Below are 23,237 nucleotides of genomic sequence, written 5' to 3' on the forward strand. Positions count from 1 at the left end.
GAAACCGATTATAGAATTACCAAAGGAACAGGTTGGTTGGAAATTGGAGGTTGCGGAATGGTAGATCCAAATGTGTTAAAAAATTGTGGCATCAATCCAGACGAATTCTCAGGTTTCGCCTTTGGAATGGGAATCGAACGCATCGCAATGTTACTGTATCAAATTGGCGATATTAGAATGTTTTTTGAAAATGACGTTCGTTTCTTAGAGCAATTTAAATCAAGTATATAAATAAGACAAAAGATAATAGACAGATAGATGACAGATGTATCTTGGTCTATTCTCTTTTAGTTTATCATCTATTATCTAAACAATGAAATCAGACATCATAATTCCAAAAGTAGAAAATGTATTCATGGCAGCCGTTCAAGAATGGAGCGATGACTTCATGGAAAAAGTTTGGTATGTTTATTTGGTAAACGATTCTGACTTTGATTTAGACAGCGTAATGGTAGTTTCTAAAGCATTTGGAACCATTGATGGCGAAATGAAAAAAACGTCACTATTGCGTCATGCATTTATAAATGTTCCTGCTGTTTCTGTAGTTAAAATAGAAATGATAGAAAGCAATGTGCTGCGATTGAACAACGAGTTTATGGTTACTTATTTTATAAAAAATACATTATACGACAAGACATTCATCTTTAGAGCACAAACCATAACACCAGATTATGTTGAAGAAGTGCCAATTTTATTTGTCGATGGCGTTATTGTGAGGTAACAAAAAAGGGATAAATACTTTACTATTTATCCCTTTTTTTATTTTAGTTGATTGTCTTTTTTCTCATTTTTCACTTTGGCTTTCCAGTTGAAATAACCAAGGACAAAAATTCCTATTCCAATATAAATAAAACTTTTGATATAAAAATTTGTGGAAGAAAGTTGTTTCATAATAGGATTTTCTTTCAAATCAAATAATGTAGTGAAAATCACCATAAAAATTCCCCAAAACCCACCAGTTTTAACCTGGTATTTCCATCTTTCACTCATAATTAATCTAATTTATCGGTTAATTTTTTAAACACCGATTTAGCATCTTTTCCTTCGTACAAAATTTCATAAACTGCATCAATAATAGGCGTTTTTGCTCCGTATTCTTGGTTAAGTTTATAGGCACTTTTTACAGCATAATATCCTTCTGCAACCATGCTCATTTCCATCATCGCCGATTTTACCGTGTAACCTTTTCCAATCATGTTGCCAAACATTCTATTTCTAGAAAACACAGAATATCCAGTAACTAATAAATCGCCTAAATATGCCGAATTATTAATGTTACGTTTCATTTTGTGAACTTTTCTAATAAATTTTTTCATCTCTCGAATGGCATTACTCATAATCACCGATTGAAAATTATCGCCATAACCCAATCCGTGTGCAATTCCGGCAGCAATGGCATAAATGTTTTTCAACATCGCAGCATATTCTGTTCCGATAATGTCATCAGAGATTTTAGTTTTGATATAATTTCCTGCTAGAACTTTAGCAACAACTTTAGCTTTAGCCGAATCACCACAAGCAATTGTCAAATAGGAAAGACGTTCAAGGGCAACTTCTTCTGCGTGACAAGGTCCAGTTATTACACCAATATTTTCAAACGGAATATCAAATTTTTTATTGAAATGTTCGCCAACAATCAAAAACGTTTCAGGAACAATTCCTTTAATGGCAGAGAAAATTACTTTATCTTTTAAGCTTACAGTAAGTTTTTCCAACTCGGCACTTAAAAAAGCAGACGGAATTGCAAATATGATATAATCGGCATAAGCAACTGCTTCATTAATATCAGATGTTAACCTTAATTTTTTTATATCAAATTCAACTGAACTTAAATAATTTGGATTGTGCTTTTGAGTTTTTATGTGATCAATTGCCGATTCATTTCTCATGTACCAAGCAATTTCATCTAGATTTACACACAACATTTTTGCAATTGCAGTAGCCCAACTTCCGCCACCAATTACTGCAAATTTTGGATATTGATTCATTTGTAGTTTGTTTGAATCATCAAAAATACTCTTTTTTATTTAATCACAAACTCATTTCTGGGCTTATAAAAAGCAATGATGAGTTAAAATAGAATTTAAACTTTAACTTATATTTATGATTTTCAACACAATAACACTTTATGTGCTACGTTATTGTTATATATGATTTCTGTTAGGTTGATTTCATACAAGTTAGTTAGTTAAAAATTTTGTTTTGGGGTTTGAAAAAAGGCGTTCAGGAAAATAATTCTTGAACGCCTTTTGATTTTTACTAATTACTAAAATTTAATAACTCATTTCAACGATTTCTCTAACCTTTTCTGGAGTGATGTTTTGTTTTTCTCCAAGACCTTTCCAACCTCTTTCTGTGAAACGGTTTACGATAAATTCGGCTGTATCTTTATAGTTTTCAGTGTTTTCTGAAAGTTTGGTTTTCATTCCCATGGTGTGGAAAAATTCGACTGTTTTTTCAATAGCTTTTTCGGCTTTTTCATCTACAGAATTTCCTGTGATGTTAAAAACGCGTTCGCCGTATTGTGCCAATTTATCTTTCTTGGTTTCAAACATCACGCGGTATAAACTTGGAGCAATAATTGCCAAAGTTCGTGCATGATCTATTTCGTACAAAGCAGTCAGTTCGTGACCAATCATGTGGGTTGCCCAATCACTTGGAACGCCTTTTTGAATTAGTCCGTTTAAAGCCATAGTTGCACACCACATATAGTTGGATGCCAGTTTATAATCACTTGGATTTTCAACAACATTTGGACCAATTTCTACTAGTGTTTGAAGAATACTTTCTGCAAAACGATCTTGCAAAAGTGCGTCGTGCGGATAGGTTAAATATTGTTCCATAACGTGCGTAAAAGCATCAATTACACCATTCTGAATTTGACGTTTTGGCAATGATGTAATCACCGTTGGATCGCAAATAGAGAACTTTGGAAACAATGCGCTTCCTCCAAGAGTTAATTTTTCTTGCGTTGCATCAATAGTTACAACTGCACCCGAATTCATTTCTGAACCAGTTGCAGGTAAAGTTAAAACGGTTCCGAAAGGAATAACTTTAGTCAAATCGGTAAAAAGCACTTTTTTCTTTAAAATATCAATTGGATTTCCTTCGTAATGCGTTGCACCCGAAATAAATTTCACGCCATCAATTACGCTTCCGCCACCAACAGCAAGAATGAAAGTGATGTTTTCTTGTTTGATAATTTCAACGGCTTTCATCAAAGTTTCAAATCTCGGATTTGGTTCAATTCCTCCAAATTCGACGATTTCAAATCCTTTCAAAGCTGCAATTACAGCTTCGTGAACGCCATTTTTAAAGATGCTTCCGCCACCATAAGCCAACAAAACTTTAGCATTTGCTGGAACAAGTTTTGATAATTTTTCGGTTTGTCCTTTTCCAAAAATGTAGTTGGTAGGATTGTATAATTCGAAGTTTAACATGTTTTATTTTTTTAATTGTACCAATAATTTTTGCGCCACAAGTTTAGACGATGCCGGATTTTGTCCAGTAATTAACAATCCGTCTTCAACAGCGTAAGGTAACCAATTTTCTCCTTTAGAATAAATTGCACCGTTTTCTTGTAAAACATCTTCTAGTAAAAACGGAACTATTTTTGTCAATCCAACAGCTTCTTCTTCGGTATTAGAAAAACCGGTTACTTTTTTTCCTTTTACTAAAAATTCTCCGTTTACTTTTACATCTTTCAAAACTCCTGGAGCATGACATACAAATCCAACAGGTTTGTTATTGGTGTAAAATGCTTCAATTAAAGCAATGGAGTTTTTGTCTGTAGCTAAATCCCACAGTGGTCCATGTCCACCAGGATAAAAAACAGCATCGTAATCTGCCTGATTTACATCGGCTAATTTTAAAGTATTTTTTAATTTTGATTGCAATTCGGTATCATTATCAAAACGTTTTGTGTCTTCTGTCGCGGCAGATGGATCTTCACTTTTTGGATCAATTGGAGGTTGTCCGCCAAGTGGAGTTGCAATTGTAATTTCTATTCCTTGATCTAATAATTCGTAATAGGGCGCAGCCAATTCTTCTGTCCAATATCCAGTTTTTTCGCCTGTATTTCCTAATTTGTCGTGAGATGTAACCACGAATAATACTTTTTTCATAACTTTTTCTTTTTGATTTTTAATTTGTGATGTGTTGTTATCTTCCGATTGATATTTGCAACCATAGAATAACAAAGGTAGCAATGCTAAGAGTTTTAGATATTTCATTTGTTTTATTATTTGTTACAAAATTACTTTGTTTAGTAGTTTTAAGAAATGATGAAAATCACAAATTTAATGTGACATAACTCACTTTTTTGAGCTAGAATTAAATCTACTCAAGGTTTCACGCGACACACCAAGATAAGAAGCAATGAATTTTTTGGGTACTTTTTGAAAAAGTATTGGGTTTGAAAGCAATAATTTATCGTAACGTTCTTGCGGATTATTGTTAAGCATTGATAAAATTCGTTGTTGCAAAGCGACATAACCCGAATTGGATTTTTTTCTAAAAAAATGTTCAATTTTATGCAGTTCCGAACATAGTTTTTCTCGGTTTTCTAGCGATAAAGATAGCAATTCGCATTCTTCAATACAATCTATGTATAGTGTTGCATTGGTTTTATTAAAGTAGGCCTGAAAATCGGTAATCCACCAGTTTTGAGTAGCAAATTGAACAATATGTTCCTTCCCATTAGAATCTATATGATACGATTTTAAGCAACCATTAAGTACAAAATAATCATTTTTTACACCGTCATTCTCCTGAACAAGAAATTGGTGTTTCTTGAGTTTTTTGGTTTCAAAGTGAGATAATACATACTCAAATTCTTCACCGGTTAACGACGATATTTCCTCTATTTGCTGACGAAGTAAATGCATTTTAATTAAATTGAATTACAAAGATAATAGTTACATTTTATTAATAGAAATCTTTTATATTTGTGTAACATATACGCATTAAAAAATGTCTGAAAATCAAAATATAAAAATTGCAGTCGACGCCATAGTTTTTGGATATCAAAATGGAAAATTATACGTTTTATTAATTCAACAAAAATTTGGAACCGAAACATCATATTGGGCTTTGCCTGGAGGTTTGGTTCACTACAATGAATCGCTTCAAGATGCTGTGCAACGCGAATTGAAAGAAGAAACCAATGTTACAGTAAATTATCTTGAGCAACTTTACACCTTTGGCGATGATGTAAATCGAGATCCAAGAAATCGTGTAATTTCGGTGGCTTATTTTGCTTTGGTTGACTTGTCTAAATTTAAAATCAAAGCCGATTCTGATGCCGAAAAGGTACAATGGTGCGCTGTTGATGAAATTCCAGAATTAGCTTTTGATCATAATGAAATGATTGAAAATGCTGTAAATAGATTAAAATCAAAATTATCGTATCAACCTGTTGGGTTTGATTTATTGCCAAAAGAATTTCTTTTTTCAGAATTGGAGCATTTATATTGCATCATTTTAAATAAAGAAATTGACAGAAGAAATTTTAGAAAAAAGATTTTAAGCTTCGGAATTATTGAAGAAACCAATCAATTTTCACCAATAAAAACAGGACGACCAGCCAAATTATTTAGATTTAATTCCATAAAATATAAAGCATTTCTTGACAAAGGTTTTCATTTTGAAATCAAGTTAGCTTAACAAAAACACATTACGATGCTACAACCATTTCCATTTCATGCCAATCTTAGAGATCATTTTAAAAATCAAGGTAAAACTTGGAGTTGGTTTTCTGAAGAGAAAGTAAAAGAAGAACAACGTGAAACGTATAAAACCGATTTGCTAAAAAATTCTTATAGAATTGACCAAGAAACTGAGCCAAAAGTGTACGAAATTTTGACTGTTGCCAAAGATAAATTGGGCATTATAATTCCGGTTACAATGTATCAATCGCAAACTATTGAAGCCAATAATGCCGGAATAGTTTTCTTCGAAAATGAAGCGCACATTATTCTGTCAGGGACAATTTTGAAATTGCTAGACGACGCCGAATTACTGGCATTATTGGGTCACGAATTGTCGCACATTTTACTTTATACAATAGAAAACGGCGATTTTGAAATTACAAATAGAATTATAAACACTATTGCAAATGACAATAATAGTGAGTTATTTTACTATGAAACAGCACGTTTATTTCAGCTTTACACCGAGTTATTTTGCGATTTAGGTGCGCTTAAAGTTTGCGAAAGCCTAGAAGTTACCATCAATACGTTAGTGAAATTAAATACAGGATTGGAAAAAGTATCGGCTGAAAGTTACCTGAAACAAGCCAATGAAATTTTGGATAGAATTAATGAAGGTTCAAGTGGCGAAACACATCCTGAGAATTTTATTCGTGCCAAATCGTTACAGATTTATCAAACGGACAAGGTAAATTATCATATACAAATTGAGAAAATAATTTCAGGAAAAACCGATTTGCATCAGCTTAATTTGTTTTCTAAACAAGCGGTTTTCGACATCACCAAAGAATTAATTGCGATAATTTTAAAACCAAAATGGACACAATCGGACTATTGTATTGCACTTTACAAACAGTATTTCAAGAATTTTGATAAAAAAAATGATGTTTTTATTGATGAAGCATTCAAATTGAAAATTGCCAATAGTAAAAAGAATCTAAAAGAATATTATGCCTACGTAATGCTGGATTTTGCACTTTGCGATTCCGATTTAAAAGAGGGTTTTGTAGGTCATATTTTAGATATTTCGGAACAATTAGAGCTAGAAGACAGCTTGAAAACGGTTCTTAAAAAAGAGCTCAATTTAACCGAAAAAACGTTTAAAACCTACTGTCAAACTTGCACAACAACCTTGAATTCTATTTTAGAATCTTCTCAAGAAAATACCTATTAACGATGAATAAGCCCATAAAAGAAACCGCATTTTATAAATTTATCATTGAAAATTTCGAAAAAGGAAGTTTTACAAATGATGATATTATTGCAGTAATTATACCTTTGTTAAAAAAGGTTTCCGAAATTCATAATCAAGGAAAAGTTGCTTCTTTACACGATATTTCAACTATTTTTATTGATAACAATCGTTTAAATATTGAAGATATAACTCTCGTTAGTAAACAAAATGCGGCTCCAATTTCTAAATTGTTTATTAGTAAAAGTAGTGCTTTCGAAATTACTGGCGAAGTGTACAATTCTATAAAAATTGGTGAAGAAACAACCAGAGAATATGCTGATAAAGCCGTTTCCGACAATCAAAATGAGACCAATAAAGCAGTTTATCTCAAAGATTATACTTGTTTCGAATTTCAATTTGACCATCACGATCCACTAACCGATATTTTTGTTTTGGGTCAGATAATGGCAAGTATTGCGTTTCAGTTTGATTTTACAGATGTTGAAGATGTGAAAAAGTTTGTTGATTATCGCAAGCAAATGTATTTCTTGAACAGCAAAATTCATCCTGCAATTGCCAATATTATTTTGGGAATGACCGAATTAAATCGCGAAAAACGCTGGAAAGATGCTAACGAAATTATAGAAAAACTTCAAAATTATAGAGATTATAATCCCGAAACCGAATATGATTTGGCAACTTTGGTGGATGCAAAAAAGCAAAATCGAAATCAATTTATACACGAAAAACTTCGCAATAGACTTTTTGATAACAGCCGTCGCAATAGACTTTTATATTTTCAACCCAATTTAAAATTTTTAAATCTTACCATTTCATCGGTTCCGCAAGTTCTTAATTATCAAAACATTGATCCGAATACTATTTTTTATTGGAATCCCGAAATATCCAAAAAAATTATCAATACAAGTACGATTTCACTCAACAAATATTTGCAAATTGAAGACAATCCGTACATAATTCCAACGCTGGATAAAATTAGGTTAGAATCGAATAAAGACATCAACGAATATGGTTTTAGTCAGTTAAAATTGGCATTGTGTAACCTCAATTGGTTCAATACTAAAGAAAACAGTTCTGAAAAAATTGTGTCACCTTTATTGTTAGCGTCGGTAACTTTGACTAAAAAGAAAGGTTTAAAAGACCAATATTCGTTAGAATTTCTTGATTCTGAAGTCGAAATAAATCCTGTTTTGGCCAATATGCTTAAGGATTTGTATGACATTCGTTTACCCGAAAGAATTCAATTATCGGAAACTAAAATTGAAGATATTTACCAATTATTGAAGTCGCAAGTAGAGAAAAATAATTCGGGAATTGTACTTGACGCTGTTGATAAACCTAAAATCAAACTTATTTATTCGCAAGCAAAACAGATACTGACGCAATTTAATAAACGCAATAAAAATAAAGTTGTCATTCAAGATCAACGAAATTTAAACTATTCTTATCAACAAGAAAATTTTCAACCTTATGGTTTAGAATTGTTTAGAAATTATGTTTACACGCAAGCTTCGTCACTGGAATATTTGATAAATAGTGATATCAAACAAAACCCTCAGTTTTTTAATGAAAATAAAACGGTGGAACGCGAGTTTTTTCAATTGGACGAAGGAGAAACCAATCCTTTTCGTTGGGAATTTGATACTTGTAATTTGGTTTTAGGAAACTTCAATTACAAAAAAATGTCGTTGGTACGAGATTATAATCAGATCATTGAAAATAATATTGAGAGCGATGTTTTTAAAAATTTGTTCAATTCGTTGGCACAGAAAGATTTTAAAACTGAACTTTCAAATAGCAATAGTTTTACTAAAACGTTTAACGTTGTTGCAAGTGATCCAACACAAAATAATGCCGTTAAATATTCAGAAAGTGGCGAAAGCTATATTATTCAAGGTCCGCCAGGAACAGGAAAATCGCAGACCATTGCCAATTTAATTGCGAATTATGTTGCCAACGGAAAAAAAATATTATTTGTTTGCGAGAAACGTGCCGCGCTCGATGTCGTGTTTTACCGATTGAAAAATCAAGGTTTGGATGATTTATGTTGTTTAATTCACGATTCGCAAGCCGATAAAAAAGAATTTATTTTAAATTTGAAGAAGACATTTAACGATTTTACAGCCTCCAAAAATAATTTTGTAAAGATTGAAAACAGTAGAAATTTATTGGTTCAAAACATTGATGCTGAAATAAATAAAATTGCAGGATTTCACGATTTTATGAACAATAAGATTGATGGAAAAAGTGAAATTACTATTAAAAAATTAATTGATGTTTTAATTTCTAATCCATACAAAGCTTCCGAAAGTAGTTTGGATATTCTTAACGAAAATGCTAGTTATCAAGATTGGGAGAATCACAAAGAAGCTTTCGTCAAATGGTATGAAATTAATAAGGAAACCAATGCTTCAGAGTATTTTTCGTTGCATCCGTTTAGGTTTTTAAAACTAACTGCTTTTGACAATTTTACAACTGTTTCGGGTTTTAAAAATCAAGTCGAAAACAGTCAAGCTTCGATAGAAAATTGTTCGGAACGATTGGATTTTATTTCGTTACCGATTGAGTTGACTCGTTTTTCTGAAATACAAGAATTTCTGAGTAAAGCCGTGGTTGTTTTTCCATTTTACGAAAATAATGTTTCTGATTTATTGCAAGCGAACAGCGATTTATTTCGTTCGTTTGAAGCCGATTTGGAAACATTATCCAAATTGCAATCAGACAAAGAAAAACTCGAAAAACAATTTCCTTATTGGACAAAAGAAATTTCGCAAACCGATGCCAAAACTGCTTTTGAAGTTATCAGTAAAAATGAAAAGAACTTTTTCAACTTCTTCAATTCTACTTATAAAGCTACTAAAAATCAGATTTTAGCGGTTTATGATATTTCGAAACATACGGTAAAACCTAGTTTGACCAGCATTTTAGAAAACCGTTGTTTGCAAGACGAACTGAGTGAAAAGCTCACGAATTTACAAAAAGAATTTGACAGAAAATACAAACTCGGAACTGTCTTTGAATTGCAAAACAGAATCAGAACTATTCAAAATGAATACGACCAAAATATAGTTGCGTTTGCCAATAGTTTAAATCCATCCGAACGAAATGAAGTAGTTGCATTGGCTACAGCGTTTGAGAAAAACGCAACAGAATTAGCTTTAATTCTCGATAGTTTTGCAGATTTTACTTTGTCAGAAATTGAAAATATTCTGCAAGAAATCAGTAATAAAAAAGCCTATTTCGATTTGTATTCGGCGTTTTTTGATGAGATTAAAAATTGCAATCCATCGGTTATTAAACTGTTGGAAAACACCCAAATTTCGGCGGAACAATTGCAAATTACTTTAGCCGAAAAATCATTAGAAAGATATTATGCAATCAATTATTCGCACAAAAAATTCAATATGGATTTGTTGCATATTTCTATTGAAAAAGTAAAGAAAATGCATTCTGATTTACTAGAAATCAACGGAAAATATATCATTGCTAAGCAAATTAGTACTATTAAATCCTTGATTTTAAAATCGGAAATGTCAACTGCCGGAATGTCAACTCTTGAAAAAGAACAAAAGAAGTCAATCACAGACGGAAGAAAAATTCTGGAAAATGAGTTCAGTAAAAGCATCCGATTCAAATCCATCCGCGAATTGGCTTCTTCAGATTCGGGACAAATTATTAGAGAAATAAAACCAGTTTGGTTGATGAGTCCGTTAAGTGTTTCCGACGCTTTGCCAATGGATGAAAACTATTTTGATGTAGTTATTTTTGACGAAGCAAGTCAGATAACTCTCGAAGAAGGATTGGTACCAATCTACAGAGCAAGTCAAACGATTATTGTGGGCGACGAAATGCAAATGCCACCAAGTAACTTTTTTGGAAGTTCATCGGGCAATCAAGACGATTTATGGAAAGATGCTTCTGGCGATGAAAACGATTATTTTTCACTTGATGCGGACAGTTTTTTGACGCAAGGCGCACGAAAATTTCCGTCAATTATGTTGGGTTGGCATTATAGAAGCAAGCATGAAGCTTTAATTGGATTTTCAAATGCTTCTTTTTATGACAATAAATTGCTTACTATTCCAGATTTAAAAGACCACAGCAAAATTTCGGAACCTATTGTTGTTACTGATGTTGTACAAGCAAAAGACAATTTGGAGCAACTTTTTTCTAAACCTATATCGTATCATTATATTGAAAATGGTGTTTATTTAGGAAGATCAAATGTAAAGGAAGCGCAATATATTGCCAATTTAGTTAAGGAAATACTGTCAGGTAATAGCGGACAAAGTATTGGAATTGTTGCTTTTTCAATGGAACAGCAAAACGAAATTGAAGCAGCCATTGAAGCAATTTGCATTGAAGATAAAGTATTTGAAAATTTAATTGAAGAAGAATATAAACGAATTGAAAACAATCAATTTGTTGGACTTTTTGTTAAAAATCTTGAAAATGTCCAAGGTGATGAACGCGATATTATCATTATGAGTACTTGTTATGGCTATAATCCAAACGGAAAAATGCTTATGAATTTTGGTCCAATTAACAAGCGTGGTGGTGAAAAACGCCTGAATGTAATTTTCTCAAGAGCGAAGAAAAGTATGTGTGTAGTGAGTTCTATAAAATATTTTGACATCAAAAATGAATACAATGAAGGCGCCAATTATTTTAGAAAATATTTACAATATGCGGAGTTGGTTAGTTTGGGTCAGTTGGAAGCTGCCAATAATGTACTTGCGGCAATAAATAATAAAAATAATCCAGAAGTTACAAGTTCCATCGCAGTTCAAATTGAAAAAGAAATTAAAAAATTCGGGTTTTTTGTGACTCAAAATATCGGGCAAAGTAAGTTTAAATGCCATTTGGGAATTAAGAAAGCAGCAGAAGACGACGAATTTGCATTAGGAATTATTATCGACGACGATTTGCATTATTCTAACAATGATATTTTGGAACAATACCTTTTAAGACCAGAAATTTTAAAAGCAAACGGTTGGAAAATCTGTCAAATTTATGCTAAAGATTGGTTGGAAAACAAGCCACGTGTTTTAAAAATGATTAGTGCTTTATTACACAACGAATCTTTTTTTGATGCAATAGAAGAGGAAAATGTTGTTGTTGAAGAAGATGAAATTAGTCCAGAGATTGTATTAGAAATTGAAGACGAGAGCGAGTTTGAACGATACATTAACACCTCAAATGGAAGTAATAAATTTTGGGAAATTTGTACAGAAAACAACAATGTAATTGTACAATATGGCAGAATTGGAACCAAAGGACAACGAATGGTTAAAACTTTTGAAAGCGAAAGTGATGCCCAAAGAGAAATGAAAAAACTCATTGCACAAAAGGTTTCTAAAGAATATTTTAAGGAGTAAAAAGCGTAAATAAAAAGACTATGTGTAAATTTTACACAAAATATTTTGCTGATTGAAAATAACATTCTATATTTGCGTAATAATAACACAATCTAAAAAACTATGATACTTAATTTAGATAAAAATTTCAAACCATTTGCATCAGAACAAGAGATAGAATTTCAAAGCTTTACTTTTTCTGGAGGCGAACCACATATTAAAATCAATTCTAATTTTGATTTAAATCAAGCGGTTACAATTACACATAGATTAAATTCGTTCAATGATTTCGGACTTTTGATTTTGGCTGTCGATGCTTTAAAACGAATGAATGTAAAAGTAATTAATGCTTTTATTCCTTATTTTCCTGCAGCGCGTCAAGACCGATTGATGATTGCTGGCGAACCACTTTCGGTAAAAGTATATGCTGATATCATCAATCCCTTGCAGTTGAATAAAGTAACCGTTTTCGATCCGCACAGCGAAGTTACACCTGCGTTGTTGAACAATGTTGAGGTAATTTACAATTACGAATTTATTTCAAATGTTCTAAAAATCATTGGAAAAAATATCAAATTAATTTCTCCTGATGGTGGCGCACTGAAAAAAATCTATAAAGTTTCAGAATTTCTCGGCGGAATTGATGTCGTAGAATGCAGCAAAAGTCGCGATGTAAAAACCGGAAAATTATCGGGATTTAAAGTCTATGACGACGATTTACAAGGAATGGATTGCCTAATTGTAGATGACATTTGCGATGGTGGAGGAACATTTATTGGCTTAGCCGAAGAATTGAAAAACAAGAACGCCGGAAAATTATATTTAGCAGTAAGCCACGGAATTTTCAACAAAGGATTTAACGAAATGAATACCATTTTCGAACGAATATTTACTACAAATTCTTTCAAGGATTTTGATGAAGCGAAAGTTGAAGTGATTAAAATTGAATTGTAGAACACAACATAAAATAAAACCATGAACCCACTATTATTAACCGATGGTTACAAAGTTGACCACAGACGCCAATATCCAGAAAATACAACATTAGTTTATTCAAATTGGACACCAAGAAAATCAAGAATTGAAGGTGTAGAAGAAGTTGTGTTCTTCGGATTGCAATATTTCTTAAAAAAATACATCATCCACGATTTTGAAGAACATTTTTTCAAACGACCAAAAGCCGAAGTTGTAGCCAAATATTCCAGAAGAATCAATAATTATTTGGGAGAAAATCTTGTAGGTACAAAACACATTGAAGACTTACACGATTTAGGATATATTCCGATGGTTTTTAAGGCTTTGCCAGAAGGCGTTTCGGTTCCAATTCGAGTTCCGATGTTTACGATGTTCAATACCAAACCAGAGTTTTTTTGGTTAACCAATTATTTCGAAACTTTACTTTCTGCGGTAATCTGGTTGCCTTGTAATTCGGCTACAATTGCCAAACAATACCGAAAAGTTTTAGATAAATATGCTTTAGAAACTTCTTCTGTTCCTGAATTTGTAAGTTGGCAAGGACACGATTTCTCGATGCGAGGAATGGGCGGAATTGAAGCAGCAGTAACATCGGCAGCCGGACATTTATTGAGTTTTACCGGAACAGATACGATTCCAGCAATTGAATTTTTTGAAGACTATTACAAAGCCAATTCTGATACAGAATTAATTGGTGGATCGGTTGCAGCAACCGAACATTCGGTAATGTGTATGGGAACAACCGAAGGCGAATATGAAACATTCAAACGATTGATAACCGACGTTTATCCAAAAGGAATTGTCTCAATAGTTTCTGATACTTGGGATTTATGGAAAGTCCTAACCGATTATTTACCAAGATTAAAAAACGAAATTATAGGTCGAGAAGGCAAAGTCGTAATTCGTCCTGATAGCGGTGATCCAGTAGATATTATATGCGGAAATCCAAACGGAAAAACTATTGAAGAACAAAAAGGTGTTGTAGAATTGCTTTGGGATGTTTTTGGCGGAAGCACAAATGCAAAAGGTTATAAAGAATTAATTCCGCAAATTGGTGCAATTTATGGCGATAGTATTACTGTAGATAGAGCAACCCAAATTTGTGAGCGACTAAAATTAAAAGGTTTTGCATCAACTAATATTGTTTTGGGAATTGGTTCGTTTACTTATCAATATAACACGCGCGACACTTTCGGATTTGCAATGAAAGCCACTTATGGCGAAGTAAACGGAGAAGGAAGAGCTATTTTTAAAGATCCAATTACCGATGATGGTACTAAAAAATCAGCCAAAGGTTTGATGAAAATCGAACTAGAAAACGGAATTTATAAACTATTTGACGAAGTTTCTTGGGAAGAAGAACAACAAGGCGAACTGAAAGAAGTTTTTAGAGATGGAAAATTACTAATTGAACATTCTTTATCTGAAATAAGAAGCCGAATAGTTTAAAATTAAAGCCGAATTCAAATCAGTGAATTCGGCTTTTTTTATTTCTTGTAAAAATTATTTTCATCAACATACTGCCAAACTTTTTCGGGCAATAGCGGACGAATATTTTGTTTGTTTTTGATGCTTTCGCGAATAAATGTTGATGAAAGTTCAATGACTGGCGCACCAACTCGATGAATTTTTGGATGATTGACAAATTGTTCATCGATTTCACCTGAATTTAATCTTGGATAAATATAAATATCATGATTGTCAAGAATGTACTCGTAGTTTTTCCATTTATGAAGCGAGTTCAAATTATCTTCACCCATAATCAAACAAAATTGGTGCTGTGGAAATTTGTCTTTTAAATGCGCCAATGTATTCACCGTATAATTAGGCTGAGGTAATTTGAATTCAATATCCGAAGGTTTAATTTTGGGATAATCGTCGGTTGCTAAATTCACTAAATGCAATCGTTGGTAATCATCCAAAAGAGTATTCTTCTGTTTGTGCGGATTATGTGGCGTTACAACCATCCAAATTTGATCCAAATCAGAATGCTCTGCCATGTGATTGGCAATGATTAAATGGCCAATGTGAATTGGGTTGAAGGTTCCGAAATATAGTCCTATTTTCATTTTAGTCCTTAGTTTTTAGTCCATAGATTTTTAGTCCATAGTCCTTGGTTTTTGGAATTTAAAATTATTTTAGATTTTTTGCAAAAGCATTTATCATCTTGCTTTCCTCTTCTATTATGGATAATAAATCGTTGTAAAGATTTTCGTCTTGAATAAATCCTAATTCTTTAGCGATTATAAGTTGCGTTTCAATTTCATTCAAAGAACCTCTTGAAATATTTAAAAAATGATTGAATGATTTATCAGTTTGACGTCCAAAACCTTCGGCAATATTTGATGGAACCGAAACACTCGCTCTTTTTAATTGGCTTGTTAGTGCGTAAATTTCATCTTTAGGAAAACTCTGTGTTAGTTTATAAACTTGTATAACTATTCTAATACCTTTTTGCCAAATAAGTAACTCTTTATACGATTTAACTCCACTCATAATTATTTTAGATTTTTTGAAATTAATGACTAAAAACTAACTACTATGTTCTAAGTACTTAAGGACTAAATACTAAGGACTAAATATTAAGGACTAAATATTAAGGACTAAATACTAAGGACTAAATACTAAAACTAAGAACCAGAAATAAAATCCTTTACCAACTGATAAGCATCTTGTTTTGCAACGTCTAAATCGTAATTCTTGATAATGGTGTCAAATTGTGGCGCTGTTGCTAATTCAACGTGTGCTTTTGCAATTCGCATATTTATTTTTTCATCGCTTTCGGTTGAGCGTTGTTTTAATCGCCGTTTTAGTTCATCAACACTTGGAGGTTTTACAAAAACAGCTAACGTTTCTTGAGGAAATTTGTGTTTGATTCGCAATCCACCAGAAACATCAATGTCGAAAATTACGTTTTTGCCTTTCGCCCAAATGCGTTCCACTTCACTTTTTAAAGTTCCGTAATAGTTGTTGGTATAGACTTCTTCCCATTCTACAAATTCTTCGGCTTTGATGTGTTTTTTAAACTCTTCCCAACTGATGAAATAGTAATCTTTTCCGTCTACTTCTTCACCTCTTGGTTCGCGTGTTGCACAAGATATTGAAAACTCTAAATTCAAATCTTCCTGAGCCAATAAATGCCTTACTATAGTGGTTTTTCCCGAACCTGATGGCGCTGAGAATACTAATAATTTTCCTTTGTTCATTCTTAAACTTTTTAGTCCTTAGTTTTTAGTCCTTAGTTCTTAGTCCTTAGTCCTTAGTGTTTAGAACTTTTTACTAAGGACTAAAAACTATTTACTTACAAAACATTCAAAACTTGTTCCTTAATCTTCTCCAATTCATCTTTCATCATCACCACCAATTTCTGCATTTCAGAATGGTTAGATTTTGATCCCATAGTATTGATTTCTCTTCCCATTTCTTGAGTGATGAACCCAAGTTTTCTTCCGTTGGCTTCAGTTCCTGCAAGAGTTTCTATGAAATAATTTAGGTGATTTTCTAGACGAACTTTCTCTTCTGTAATATCGTATTTTTCTAAATAAAATATCAATTCTTGTTCAAAACGATTTTGATCTACATTTGCTTCAAGTTCGTCAAGTGCTGTTTTTAAACGGGTTTTTACAGTTTCAATTCGTTCTGCATCATACGCAACAGCCTTGTTCATAAGCGTCATGATATTTGCAATTCGATGTAAAAATTCTTTTTCAAGCGCAACGCCTTCGTCTCTACGAAATTGCATCATATTTTCTAGCGATTGATCGATTACCGTTTGAATTTCTTTCCAATCGTTTTCGTCAATTTCGTCGCGTTCTGTTTTTAAAGCATCGGGCATTCTTACCGCCATTTTCATCAATTCGGTTTCATCAGCATTTGGAATCACTGCTTTCATTTGGTTGATGTAGCCTCTTATAATTGGAACATTGATTTTAGACGATGTTTCTTCGCCAGTAATTTCAACATATAACGAAAAATCAATTTTTCCTCGTTCTAATTTTTGCGAAAGCTGATTGCGCAAACCCAATTCCATTTCTCTAAAAACAGACGGCATTCTAGTATTTAAATCTAAACCTTTTGAGTTCAGTGATTTTATTTCTACGGTAATTTTTTTGGTTGGTAATTGCAAAGATGCTTTTCCAAAACCAGTCATTGATTGTATCATTCTTTTATTTTATAGACTTCAAATATATGAAAATGTTTTTAGTAGTTTGCTTTTTAGTTCTTAGCTCGTAGTCCTTATTCCTAAGTTTTTAGTAATTAGTCTTTAGAAAAGAACTGTTTTCTACTACAAAAAATATAACAAAAAAATGCGAAGTAAGAGCTAAGAACTAAAAATCTAAGTACTCTTTTTCTGTGTCACCAAATAAACTCCAGCAAATATTAAAACTGCCGATGTTAGTTTAATCCAAGTAAGTTCGTCTTTACCCAAACTAATTGCAAAAATTGTGGCAAATAAAGGTTGTAAATAGATAAAAACAGCAACTGTTGTCGGTTTCAATTCGCGCATGGAAAGTAAATTCAACAAATAGGTAAAAAACGTTGAAAACAGAATCACAAATCCAATTTTCCAGTAAATATCAGTTGGAACTATTGCCCAATTTATAGCATGAAATTCGTTCCATCCGAAAGGTAAAACCATTATAAATCCGAAGGTATAAATCCATTTTACAAATGTAAAAGCGTTGTATTTATCCATTAATTTTTTCACCACAATTAAATAAAAACCATACGAAACGGCGTTTATAAAAACCAGTAAATTTCCTAAAGTTGCATTTGGTGCATTTACCATCGATTTTCCGTAAAGAATTAAAGTTCCGGTTCCAACAAGACCTAAAATCAATCCGAAGACTTTACGTTTCAGCATGCGTTCTTTCATGATTATTGCTGAAAGAACTAGCACAATCATTGGCGTTGTTACCATTAAAACCGCACCCATAATTGGCGAAGTGTAACTCAATCCTTTAAAAAATGTTAGCATATTTAACGCTACACCAAAAAAAGCGGCTGCAACAATTCTAGGAAAATCAACAAGTGCAATTTTCTCTTTCGGACCAAAAAAGGATACCAACCAAAATAAAACGGTAGCACCAAAAACCCGAATGACAATAAAACCAAATGGTTCAATGTATTTTGGCATTACATCTTTGGCAATCGTAAAAGTCAATCCGTAAATGATGGAAACAAATGTTGCGGATATTAACGCCCAAGTTCTTTTAGACATTTTCTAATGCTTTCATTACTTGCAACATGTTTTGTTGCGTGTTTCCAATGTAAATTTTGTCTTGAATTATAAAAACAGGACGACTAATAAACGTATAATGCTCTAAAATATACTTGCGATAATCGTCTTCTGTTAAGTTTTTATTTTTCAAATCCATCGATTTATACAATTGCGCCTTTTTGCTGAACAATGCTTCATAACTTCCAGAAAGTGAACGCATATATTCCAATTCTTCCACAGTTATTGGATCTTGTTTGATGTCGTGGTACTTCAAGTTGGCACTTTTTGGCAACGATTTTATAATTTTTCTACACGTGTCGCAACTTGCTAAATAATATATGGTATCGGTCATTGTTTTTTCTTTTTGCAAAGAAAATTCATTTGAAACTTATAATCTGTATTTTTGTAAAAAAATTACAATCAATGTCAACATTTACTAAAGAAATACACATCCGTTGGGCCGATTTAGATCCAAATTTTCACGTGCGTCATTCGGCTTATTACGATTTTGGGGCACAACATCGTGTTGAAATTCTAGAACAATTAGGAATGTCAATGCGCATCATGCAAGAACAACATTTTGGTCCAATTTTATTTCGCGAAGAATGTGTTTTTAGAAAAGAAATGCGAATGAATCAGCAGGTTTTTATATCCACAAAAGTGGGTAAAATAAAAGAAGATGCATCGCGATGGACGCTTATTCACGAATTTAAAAACGATAAAGACGAATTGCTTGCAACCATTACTGTCGATGGCGCGTGGATGGACACTAAACTTAGAAAAATTGCAAATCCAACACCACAAATTGCCATTGATGTTATGAATTTAATGCCAAAATCAGACGATTTCACACAATTATAATTTGAAGCTATTTCCAGCTATCCATTGCAAGTTGGTGCCGGAAAATCACATTTTTCTAAGCCCAAAAATGTGCTTCCGTTGGTCGCAATTTTTGGTCAAGAAAAATTGTAATTTTCCATCACCAAGCTTTCCATTACTATCTGGGCTAGGTGTTCACGTTAAATTTAGACTTTTCAATTTTAAAACAACTTTATGACACACCATCTTCGTGGCTAAAAACAATCTTTATATCTTTGTAAAAAATAATAGAAAATAATGAAATTCAATACTAAAACCATACACGGCGGACAACATCACGATCCAAGTACAGGAGCAGTTATGCCACCAGTTTACCAAACATCAACTTTTGTACAAACAAGTCCTGGACAACCAGTAAACCCAGATTATGAGTATTCTCGTGCCGCAAATCCAACACGTTCCGCATTAGAAAATGCGTTAGCAAGTATCGAAAACGGTGCACGCGGATTAGCGTTTTCTTCTGGATTAGCTGCAACCGATTGTCTATTAAGATTGTTTAAAGCTGGTGACGAAATCATCGCAATGGACGATTTATACGGAGGAACATACCGTTTGTTTACAAGATTGTACAAAGATTCAGGTATTAAATTTCACTTTGTTGACATGAATGATTTGGAGAAATTCCAGTCGTTAATTAATGAAAACACCAAATTGGTTTGGGTAGAAACACCAACCAATCCGTTAATGAAATTAGCAGATATTGCTGAAATCGCAAAAATCACAAAAGAGAAAAAAATTCTTTTTGCAGTAGACAATACGTTTGCAACACCTTATTTGCAAAAACCATTAGATTTAGGTGCAGATATTGTAATGCATTCGGCTACTAAATACCTTGGCGGACATTCCGACGTTATCGCTGGAGCTTTAATCATGAAAGATGCTGCATTAGGTGACGAATTACATTTTAAACAATTTGCAACTGGCGCAACTCTTGGACCAATGGACAGTTTCTTAGTTCTTAGAGGAATCAAAACCTTGCATTTGCGTGTACAAAGACATTGTGAAAACGGAATGAAAGTTGCCGAATTTTTAGACAATCATCCGTTGGTACAACGAGTTTATTATCCCGGTTTGCCAAGTCATCCATTTCATGAAATTGCTAAAAAACAAATGAGTGGTTTTGGCGGAATGGTTTCCTTTACATTCAAATCAACTTTAAAAGCAGACGCCATTAAATTTCTAGAAAATCTTAAAGTTTTCACTTTAGCAGAATCTCTTGGAGGAGTTGAATCTTTAGCAAATCATCCAGCATTAATGACACATGCATCCATTCCAGAAGATAAACGTCTTGAAGTAGGAATTACTGATGATTTAGTAAGATTAAGCGTTGGTGTTGAAGATATTGATGATTTACTTTTAGATATCGAACAAGCATTTAAATAAAATTAAAAAACCCGATTCAGGATTAATTACCAGAATCGGGTTTTTTTTATGTAAATTATTTTTATTGTATGTAGTAAATATAACCAAAGTTTAGCCAAAGGTTCCAGTCATTTGCTCTATTTTCTAGATATACTTTGGGATCGGGACTCAATCCGTCAACCCAGTTAGAAAAATAATATTGAAATCTTAAATCTACCATTAAATCAGACAATGGCGATATTTTATATCTTGTTCCCACACTAGAAACAACAGACCAAGTAGTTCCACCTTTTAGGTCAAAAGCACCTATATATTTTATTGGGGTAACAGTTGGTAGTTGACCTAAACCTGGACCAAGATCAGAATAAGCCGTTGGTTTAAAGAAACTAAATTGACCTCCTAAACTAATAAATGGTGCAAAACTACCTTCGGTTGCAGTAAAATCTCTAATACTTAAAGGAAAAAATTCAAGTTGCATTCCAATATTAGTAACAGCAGTACTTCCTTTCATAGCTCTCAATTGATTAGCTGTTAATGAAGTTCTTTTTGCGTCAACCCATTCACCAAAATGTTGTAAATTAGTTTTGTTATAAGATAATTCACTTCTCAGTTTAAAGTGATCATTAAAATAGGTTTCTGGAGTATAGCAATTACATTCTGCTCTATAAGAGAAGTTTAAGTAATGAATTAATCCAATACCATATCCTGTATTACCAGAATTTGTTGAAATATCATGTCTTTCTCCATAATCAGATTGAAAGGCAACTGGGCCAACAATTGCTCCAATTTCATGAGAAAATCCAAACTGAGCATTTGCTTTATTTGTTATACCAAACAAAAGCAAAAAAGTTACAATAAAATACTTGGTCATTTTCATACAGATTAATTCAATTCTCGACAAATATATAAAAACATCATTCACTAATAAAATAAAATAAAAAAATACTTATATATGTACGAAAAAAAGCAGAAATAGTTTTAAAATAAGGACATAATTTCAATTATCAACAAAAAAGGTTAAGATAAACATAAAAATAATGAGAATTTAAAAAAAATTGTGCCATTATTTTAATAAAATGTATCTTTGTCAAATATTGCGAAAACGTTTTCTTAAACATTAATATTATAATTTATGTCACAAAGTATCAACAACTTTATTGAAGCGGTTGCTAAAAAAAACCCTAACGAGTCTGAATTCTTACAAGCCGTTAAGGAAGTTGCCGAAACAGTAATTCCATTTATTGAAGAAAATAAAAAATACGAAGGCAAAATGCTTTTGGAAAGAATGGTTGAACCAGAAAGAGTTATCATGTTTAGAGTAACATGGATTGACGATGCTGGAAAAACACAGGTTAATAGAGGATATAGAATTCAAATGAACTCTGCAATTGGTCCGTACAAAGGAGGAATTCGCTTTCATCCATCTGTAAACTTAAGTATTTTGAAATTCTTGGCTTTCGAGCAAACTTTCAAAAATAGTTTAACAACATTGCCAATGGGTGGCGGAAAAGGTGGAGCAGATTTTGACCCAAAAGGAAAATCAGATATTGAAATAATGAAGTTTTGTCAAGCATTTATGACAGAATTGTCTAAACATATTGGAGCAGATACCGATGTTCCTGCTGGTGATATTGGTGTTGGCGGAAGAGAAGTTGGATACATGTTTGGTCAATATAAAAGATTAAGAAATGAATTTACTGGAGTTTTAACTGGTAAAGGAATTTCTTTTGGCGGTTCATTAATCCGACCAGAAGCCACAGGATACGGCGATGTTTATTTTGCACAAAGTATGCTTGCAACGAAAGGCGATAGTTTTACAGGTAAAACTGTAGTTGTTTCTGGGTCAGGAAATGTTGCGCAATATGCTGCCCAAAAAGCAACAGAACTTGGTGGTAAAGTAGTAACAATGTCAGATTCATCAGGATATATCTATGATGCAGATGGAATTACAGCCGAAAAATTAGCGTATGTAATGGAGATTAAAAACATTAATTACGGAAGAATTTCTGATTATGCGACTAAATACCCAAGCGCAAAATTTGTTGCAAATAATCGTCCTTGGGAAGTAAAATGTGATGTCGCATTGCCTTGTGCAACTCAAAACGAGTTGAACGAAGAAGAAGCCAAAACATTAATCGCAAACGGATGTATCTGTGTAGCTGAAGGAGCAAATATGCCTTCAACTCCAGAAGCTGTTACGGCTTTTCAAAATGCCAAAATATTGTTTGCTCCAGGAAAAGCATCTAATGCTGGTGGTGTTGCAACATCTGGTCTTGAAATGTCTCAAAACTCATTACGTTTAAGCTGGACTTCAGAAGAAGTTGATGAAAGACTTAAAAGAATTATGTCAGATATTCATGCTGCATGTGTAAAATATGGCTCTGATGCAAATGGGTATATTGATTATGTAAAAGGAGCAAATATTGCTGGTTTTGTAAAAGTTGCCGATGCAATGTTGGCGCAAGGAATCGTATAAAAAAAATACCTCAATTAAAATAGCCTTCTTTCATGTTTTTTGAAAGAAGGTTTTTTTATGGACC

At 32.8% G+C, this 23,237-nt stretch carries 21 protein-coding genes and 1 pseudogene; 10 read left to right on the forward strand and 12 right to left on the reverse strand.

Translation table 11 applies throughout. The features are described from left to right. Positions 1 to 231, forward strand: a pseudogene (locus ACH2CG_RS00005) (phenylalanine--tRNA ligase subunit alpha); the annotation flags it as partial. A gap of 82 nt (positions 232 to 313) precedes the next feature. Further along, positions 314 to 721 (forward strand): hypothetical protein, encoded by a 408-nt coding sequence (locus tag ACH2CG_RS00010; RefSeq protein ID WP_395060925.1) that lies wholly within the window; start codon positions 314 to 316, stop codon positions 719 to 721. A gap of 38 nt (positions 722 to 759) precedes the next feature. On the opposite strand, the gene ACH2CG_RS00015 is transcribed toward ACH2CG_RS00010, so the two are convergent. The 5 genes from ACH2CG_RS00015 to ACH2CG_RS00035 all read right to left on the reverse strand — a co-directional run bounded on the left by ACH2CG_RS00015 (position 760) and on the right by ACH2CG_RS00035 (position 4,886). Beyond that, complete coding sequence (locus ACH2CG_RS00015) at positions 760 to 990, reverse strand: hypothetical protein (protein WP_395060927.1); 231 nt, start codon at positions 988 to 990, stop codon at positions 760 to 762. A 2-nt stretch (positions 991 to 992) separates the two neighbouring features. Beyond that, positions 993 to 1,988, reverse strand: a complete 996-nt coding sequence (locus tag ACH2CG_RS00020) for an NAD(P)H-dependent glycerol-3-phosphate dehydrogenase (RefSeq protein ID WP_395060928.1) — start codon at positions 1,986 to 1,988, stop codon at positions 993 to 995. Between the two features lie 285 nt (positions 1,989 to 2,273). Further along, positions 2,274 to 3,440 (reverse strand): iron-containing alcohol dehydrogenase, encoded by a 1,167-nt coding sequence (locus tag ACH2CG_RS00025; RefSeq protein ID WP_395060930.1) that lies wholly within the window; start codon positions 3,438 to 3,440, stop codon positions 2,274 to 2,276. Between the two features lie 3 nt (positions 3,441 to 3,443). Next, positions 3,444 to 4,124, reverse strand: coding sequence for a type 1 glutamine amidotransferase domain-containing protein (locus tag ACH2CG_RS00030; protein ID WP_395061197.1), 681 nt, complete (start codon positions 4,122 to 4,124; stop codon positions 3,444 to 3,446). Positions 4,125 to 4,313: 189 nt separating this feature from the next. Next, the gene (locus ACH2CG_RS00035) at positions 4,314 to 4,886 is read right to left on the reverse strand and encodes a Crp/Fnr family transcriptional regulator (RefSeq protein WP_395060932.1); all 573 of its coding nucleotides are present in this window, start codon (positions 4,884 to 4,886) and stop codon (positions 4,314 to 4,316) included. Between the two features lie 85 nt (positions 4,887 to 4,971). Between ACH2CG_RS00035 and ACH2CG_RS00040 the strand changes: the two genes are divergently transcribed. From ACH2CG_RS00040 to ACH2CG_RS00060, 5 genes are all read left to right on the forward strand, one after another. Next, positions 4,972 to 5,664, forward strand: a complete 693-nt coding sequence (locus tag ACH2CG_RS00040) for an NUDIX domain-containing protein (RefSeq protein ID WP_395060934.1) — start codon at positions 4,972 to 4,974, stop codon at positions 5,662 to 5,664. 15 nt (positions 5,665 to 5,679) lie between these two features. Further along, complete coding sequence (locus tag ACH2CG_RS00045) at positions 5,680 to 6,882, forward strand: M48 family metalloprotease (RefSeq protein WP_395060936.1); 1,203 nt, start codon at positions 5,680 to 5,682, stop codon at positions 6,880 to 6,882. Between the two features lie 2 nt (positions 6,883 to 6,884). After that, a complete protein-coding gene (locus tag ACH2CG_RS00050) occupies positions 6,885 to 12,281 on the forward strand; it encodes an AAA domain-containing protein (protein ID WP_395060938.1) in 5,397 nt (1,798 codons plus the stop codon). A 102-nt stretch (positions 12,282 to 12,383) separates the two neighbouring features. Then, the gene (gene prs / locus ACH2CG_RS00055) at positions 12,384 to 13,214 is read left to right on the forward strand and encodes a ribose-phosphate diphosphokinase (protein ID WP_395060940.1); all 831 of its coding nucleotides are present in this window, start codon (positions 12,384 to 12,386) and stop codon (positions 13,212 to 13,214) included. A 21-nt stretch (positions 13,215 to 13,235) separates the two neighbouring features. Beyond that, entirely contained in the window at positions 13,236 to 14,684 is a 1,449-nt protein-coding gene (locus tag ACH2CG_RS00060) for a nicotinate phosphoribosyltransferase (RefSeq protein WP_395060942.1), read from the forward strand. Positions 14,685 to 14,722: 38 nt separating this feature from the next. Here the strand turns inward: ACH2CG_RS00060 and nadD are convergent, their stop codons facing one another. The 6 genes from nadD to ACH2CG_RS00090 form a co-directional block, all read right to left on the reverse strand. Then, positions 14,723 to 15,304 carry a nicotinate (nicotinamide) nucleotide adenylyltransferase gene (nadD, locus tag ACH2CG_RS00065; protein ID WP_395060944.1) on the reverse strand — a complete coding sequence of 194 codons (582 nt, stop codon included), beginning with the start codon at positions 15,302 to 15,304 and terminating at the stop codon, positions 14,723 to 14,725. Positions 15,305 to 15,368: 64 nt separating this feature from the next. After that, positions 15,369 to 15,731 carry a four helix bundle protein gene (locus tag ACH2CG_RS00070; protein WP_395060946.1) on the reverse strand — a complete coding sequence of 121 codons (363 nt, stop codon included), beginning with the start codon at positions 15,729 to 15,731 and terminating at the stop codon, positions 15,369 to 15,371. 134 nt (positions 15,732 to 15,865) lie between these two features. Next, entirely contained in the window at positions 15,866 to 16,441 is a 576-nt protein-coding gene (gene gmk / locus ACH2CG_RS00075) for a guanylate kinase (protein ID WP_395060948.1), read from the reverse strand. Between the two features lie 95 nt (positions 16,442 to 16,536). Further along, on the reverse strand, positions 16,537 to 17,397 hold the full coding sequence (locus ACH2CG_RS00080; RefSeq protein ID WP_395060950.1) for a YicC/YloC family endoribonuclease: 861 nt from the start codon (positions 17,395 to 17,397) through the stop codon (positions 16,537 to 16,539). 174 nt (positions 17,398 to 17,571) lie between these two features. Beyond that, entirely contained in the window at positions 17,572 to 18,456 is an 885-nt protein-coding gene (locus ACH2CG_RS00085; protein ID WP_395060952.1) for a DMT family transporter, read from the reverse strand. Further along, positions 18,449 to 18,808 carry an arsenate reductase family protein gene (locus ACH2CG_RS00090; RefSeq protein ID WP_035127603.1) on the reverse strand — a complete coding sequence of 120 codons (360 nt, stop codon included), beginning with the start codon at positions 18,806 to 18,808 and terminating at the stop codon, positions 18,449 to 18,451. Before ACH2CG_RS00090 ends, ACH2CG_RS00085 begins: the two co-directional genes overlap by 8 nt. 71 nt (positions 18,809 to 18,879) lie before the next feature. Between ACH2CG_RS00090 and ACH2CG_RS00095 the strand changes: the two genes are divergently transcribed. Beyond that, positions 18,880 to 19,317, forward strand: a complete 438-nt coding sequence (locus tag ACH2CG_RS00095) for an acyl-CoA thioesterase (protein WP_395060955.1) — start codon at positions 18,880 to 18,882, stop codon at positions 19,315 to 19,317. 255 nt (positions 19,318 to 19,572) lie between these two features. Further along, the gene (locus tag ACH2CG_RS00100; RefSeq protein ID WP_395060957.1) at positions 19,573 to 20,718 is read left to right on the forward strand and encodes a cystathionine gamma-synthase; all 1,146 of its coding nucleotides are present in this window, start codon (positions 19,573 to 19,575) and stop codon (positions 20,716 to 20,718) included. A gap of 61 nt (positions 20,719 to 20,779) precedes the next feature. On the opposite strand, the gene ACH2CG_RS00105 is transcribed toward ACH2CG_RS00100, so the two are convergent. After that, positions 20,780 to 21,568: a glutamate dehydrogenase gene (locus tag ACH2CG_RS00105; RefSeq protein ID WP_395060959.1), complete on the reverse strand. Its 789-nt coding sequence runs from the start codon at positions 21,566 to 21,568 to the stop codon at positions 20,780 to 20,782. A gap of 261 nt (positions 21,569 to 21,829) precedes the next feature. Between ACH2CG_RS00105 and gdhA the strand changes: the two genes are divergently transcribed. Continuing rightward, on the forward strand, positions 21,830 to 23,173 hold the full coding sequence (gene gdhA, locus ACH2CG_RS00110; RefSeq protein WP_395060961.1) for an NADP-specific glutamate dehydrogenase: 1,344 nt from the start codon (positions 21,830 to 21,832) through the stop codon (positions 23,171 to 23,173). The last annotated feature ends 64 nt before the right edge of the window (positions 23,174 to 23,237 follow it).

The sequence above is a fragment of the Flavobacterium sp. genome (genome assembly GCF_043778725.1).
Lineage (GTDB): Bacteria > Bacteroidota > Bacteroidia > Flavobacteriales > Flavobacteriaceae > Flavobacterium.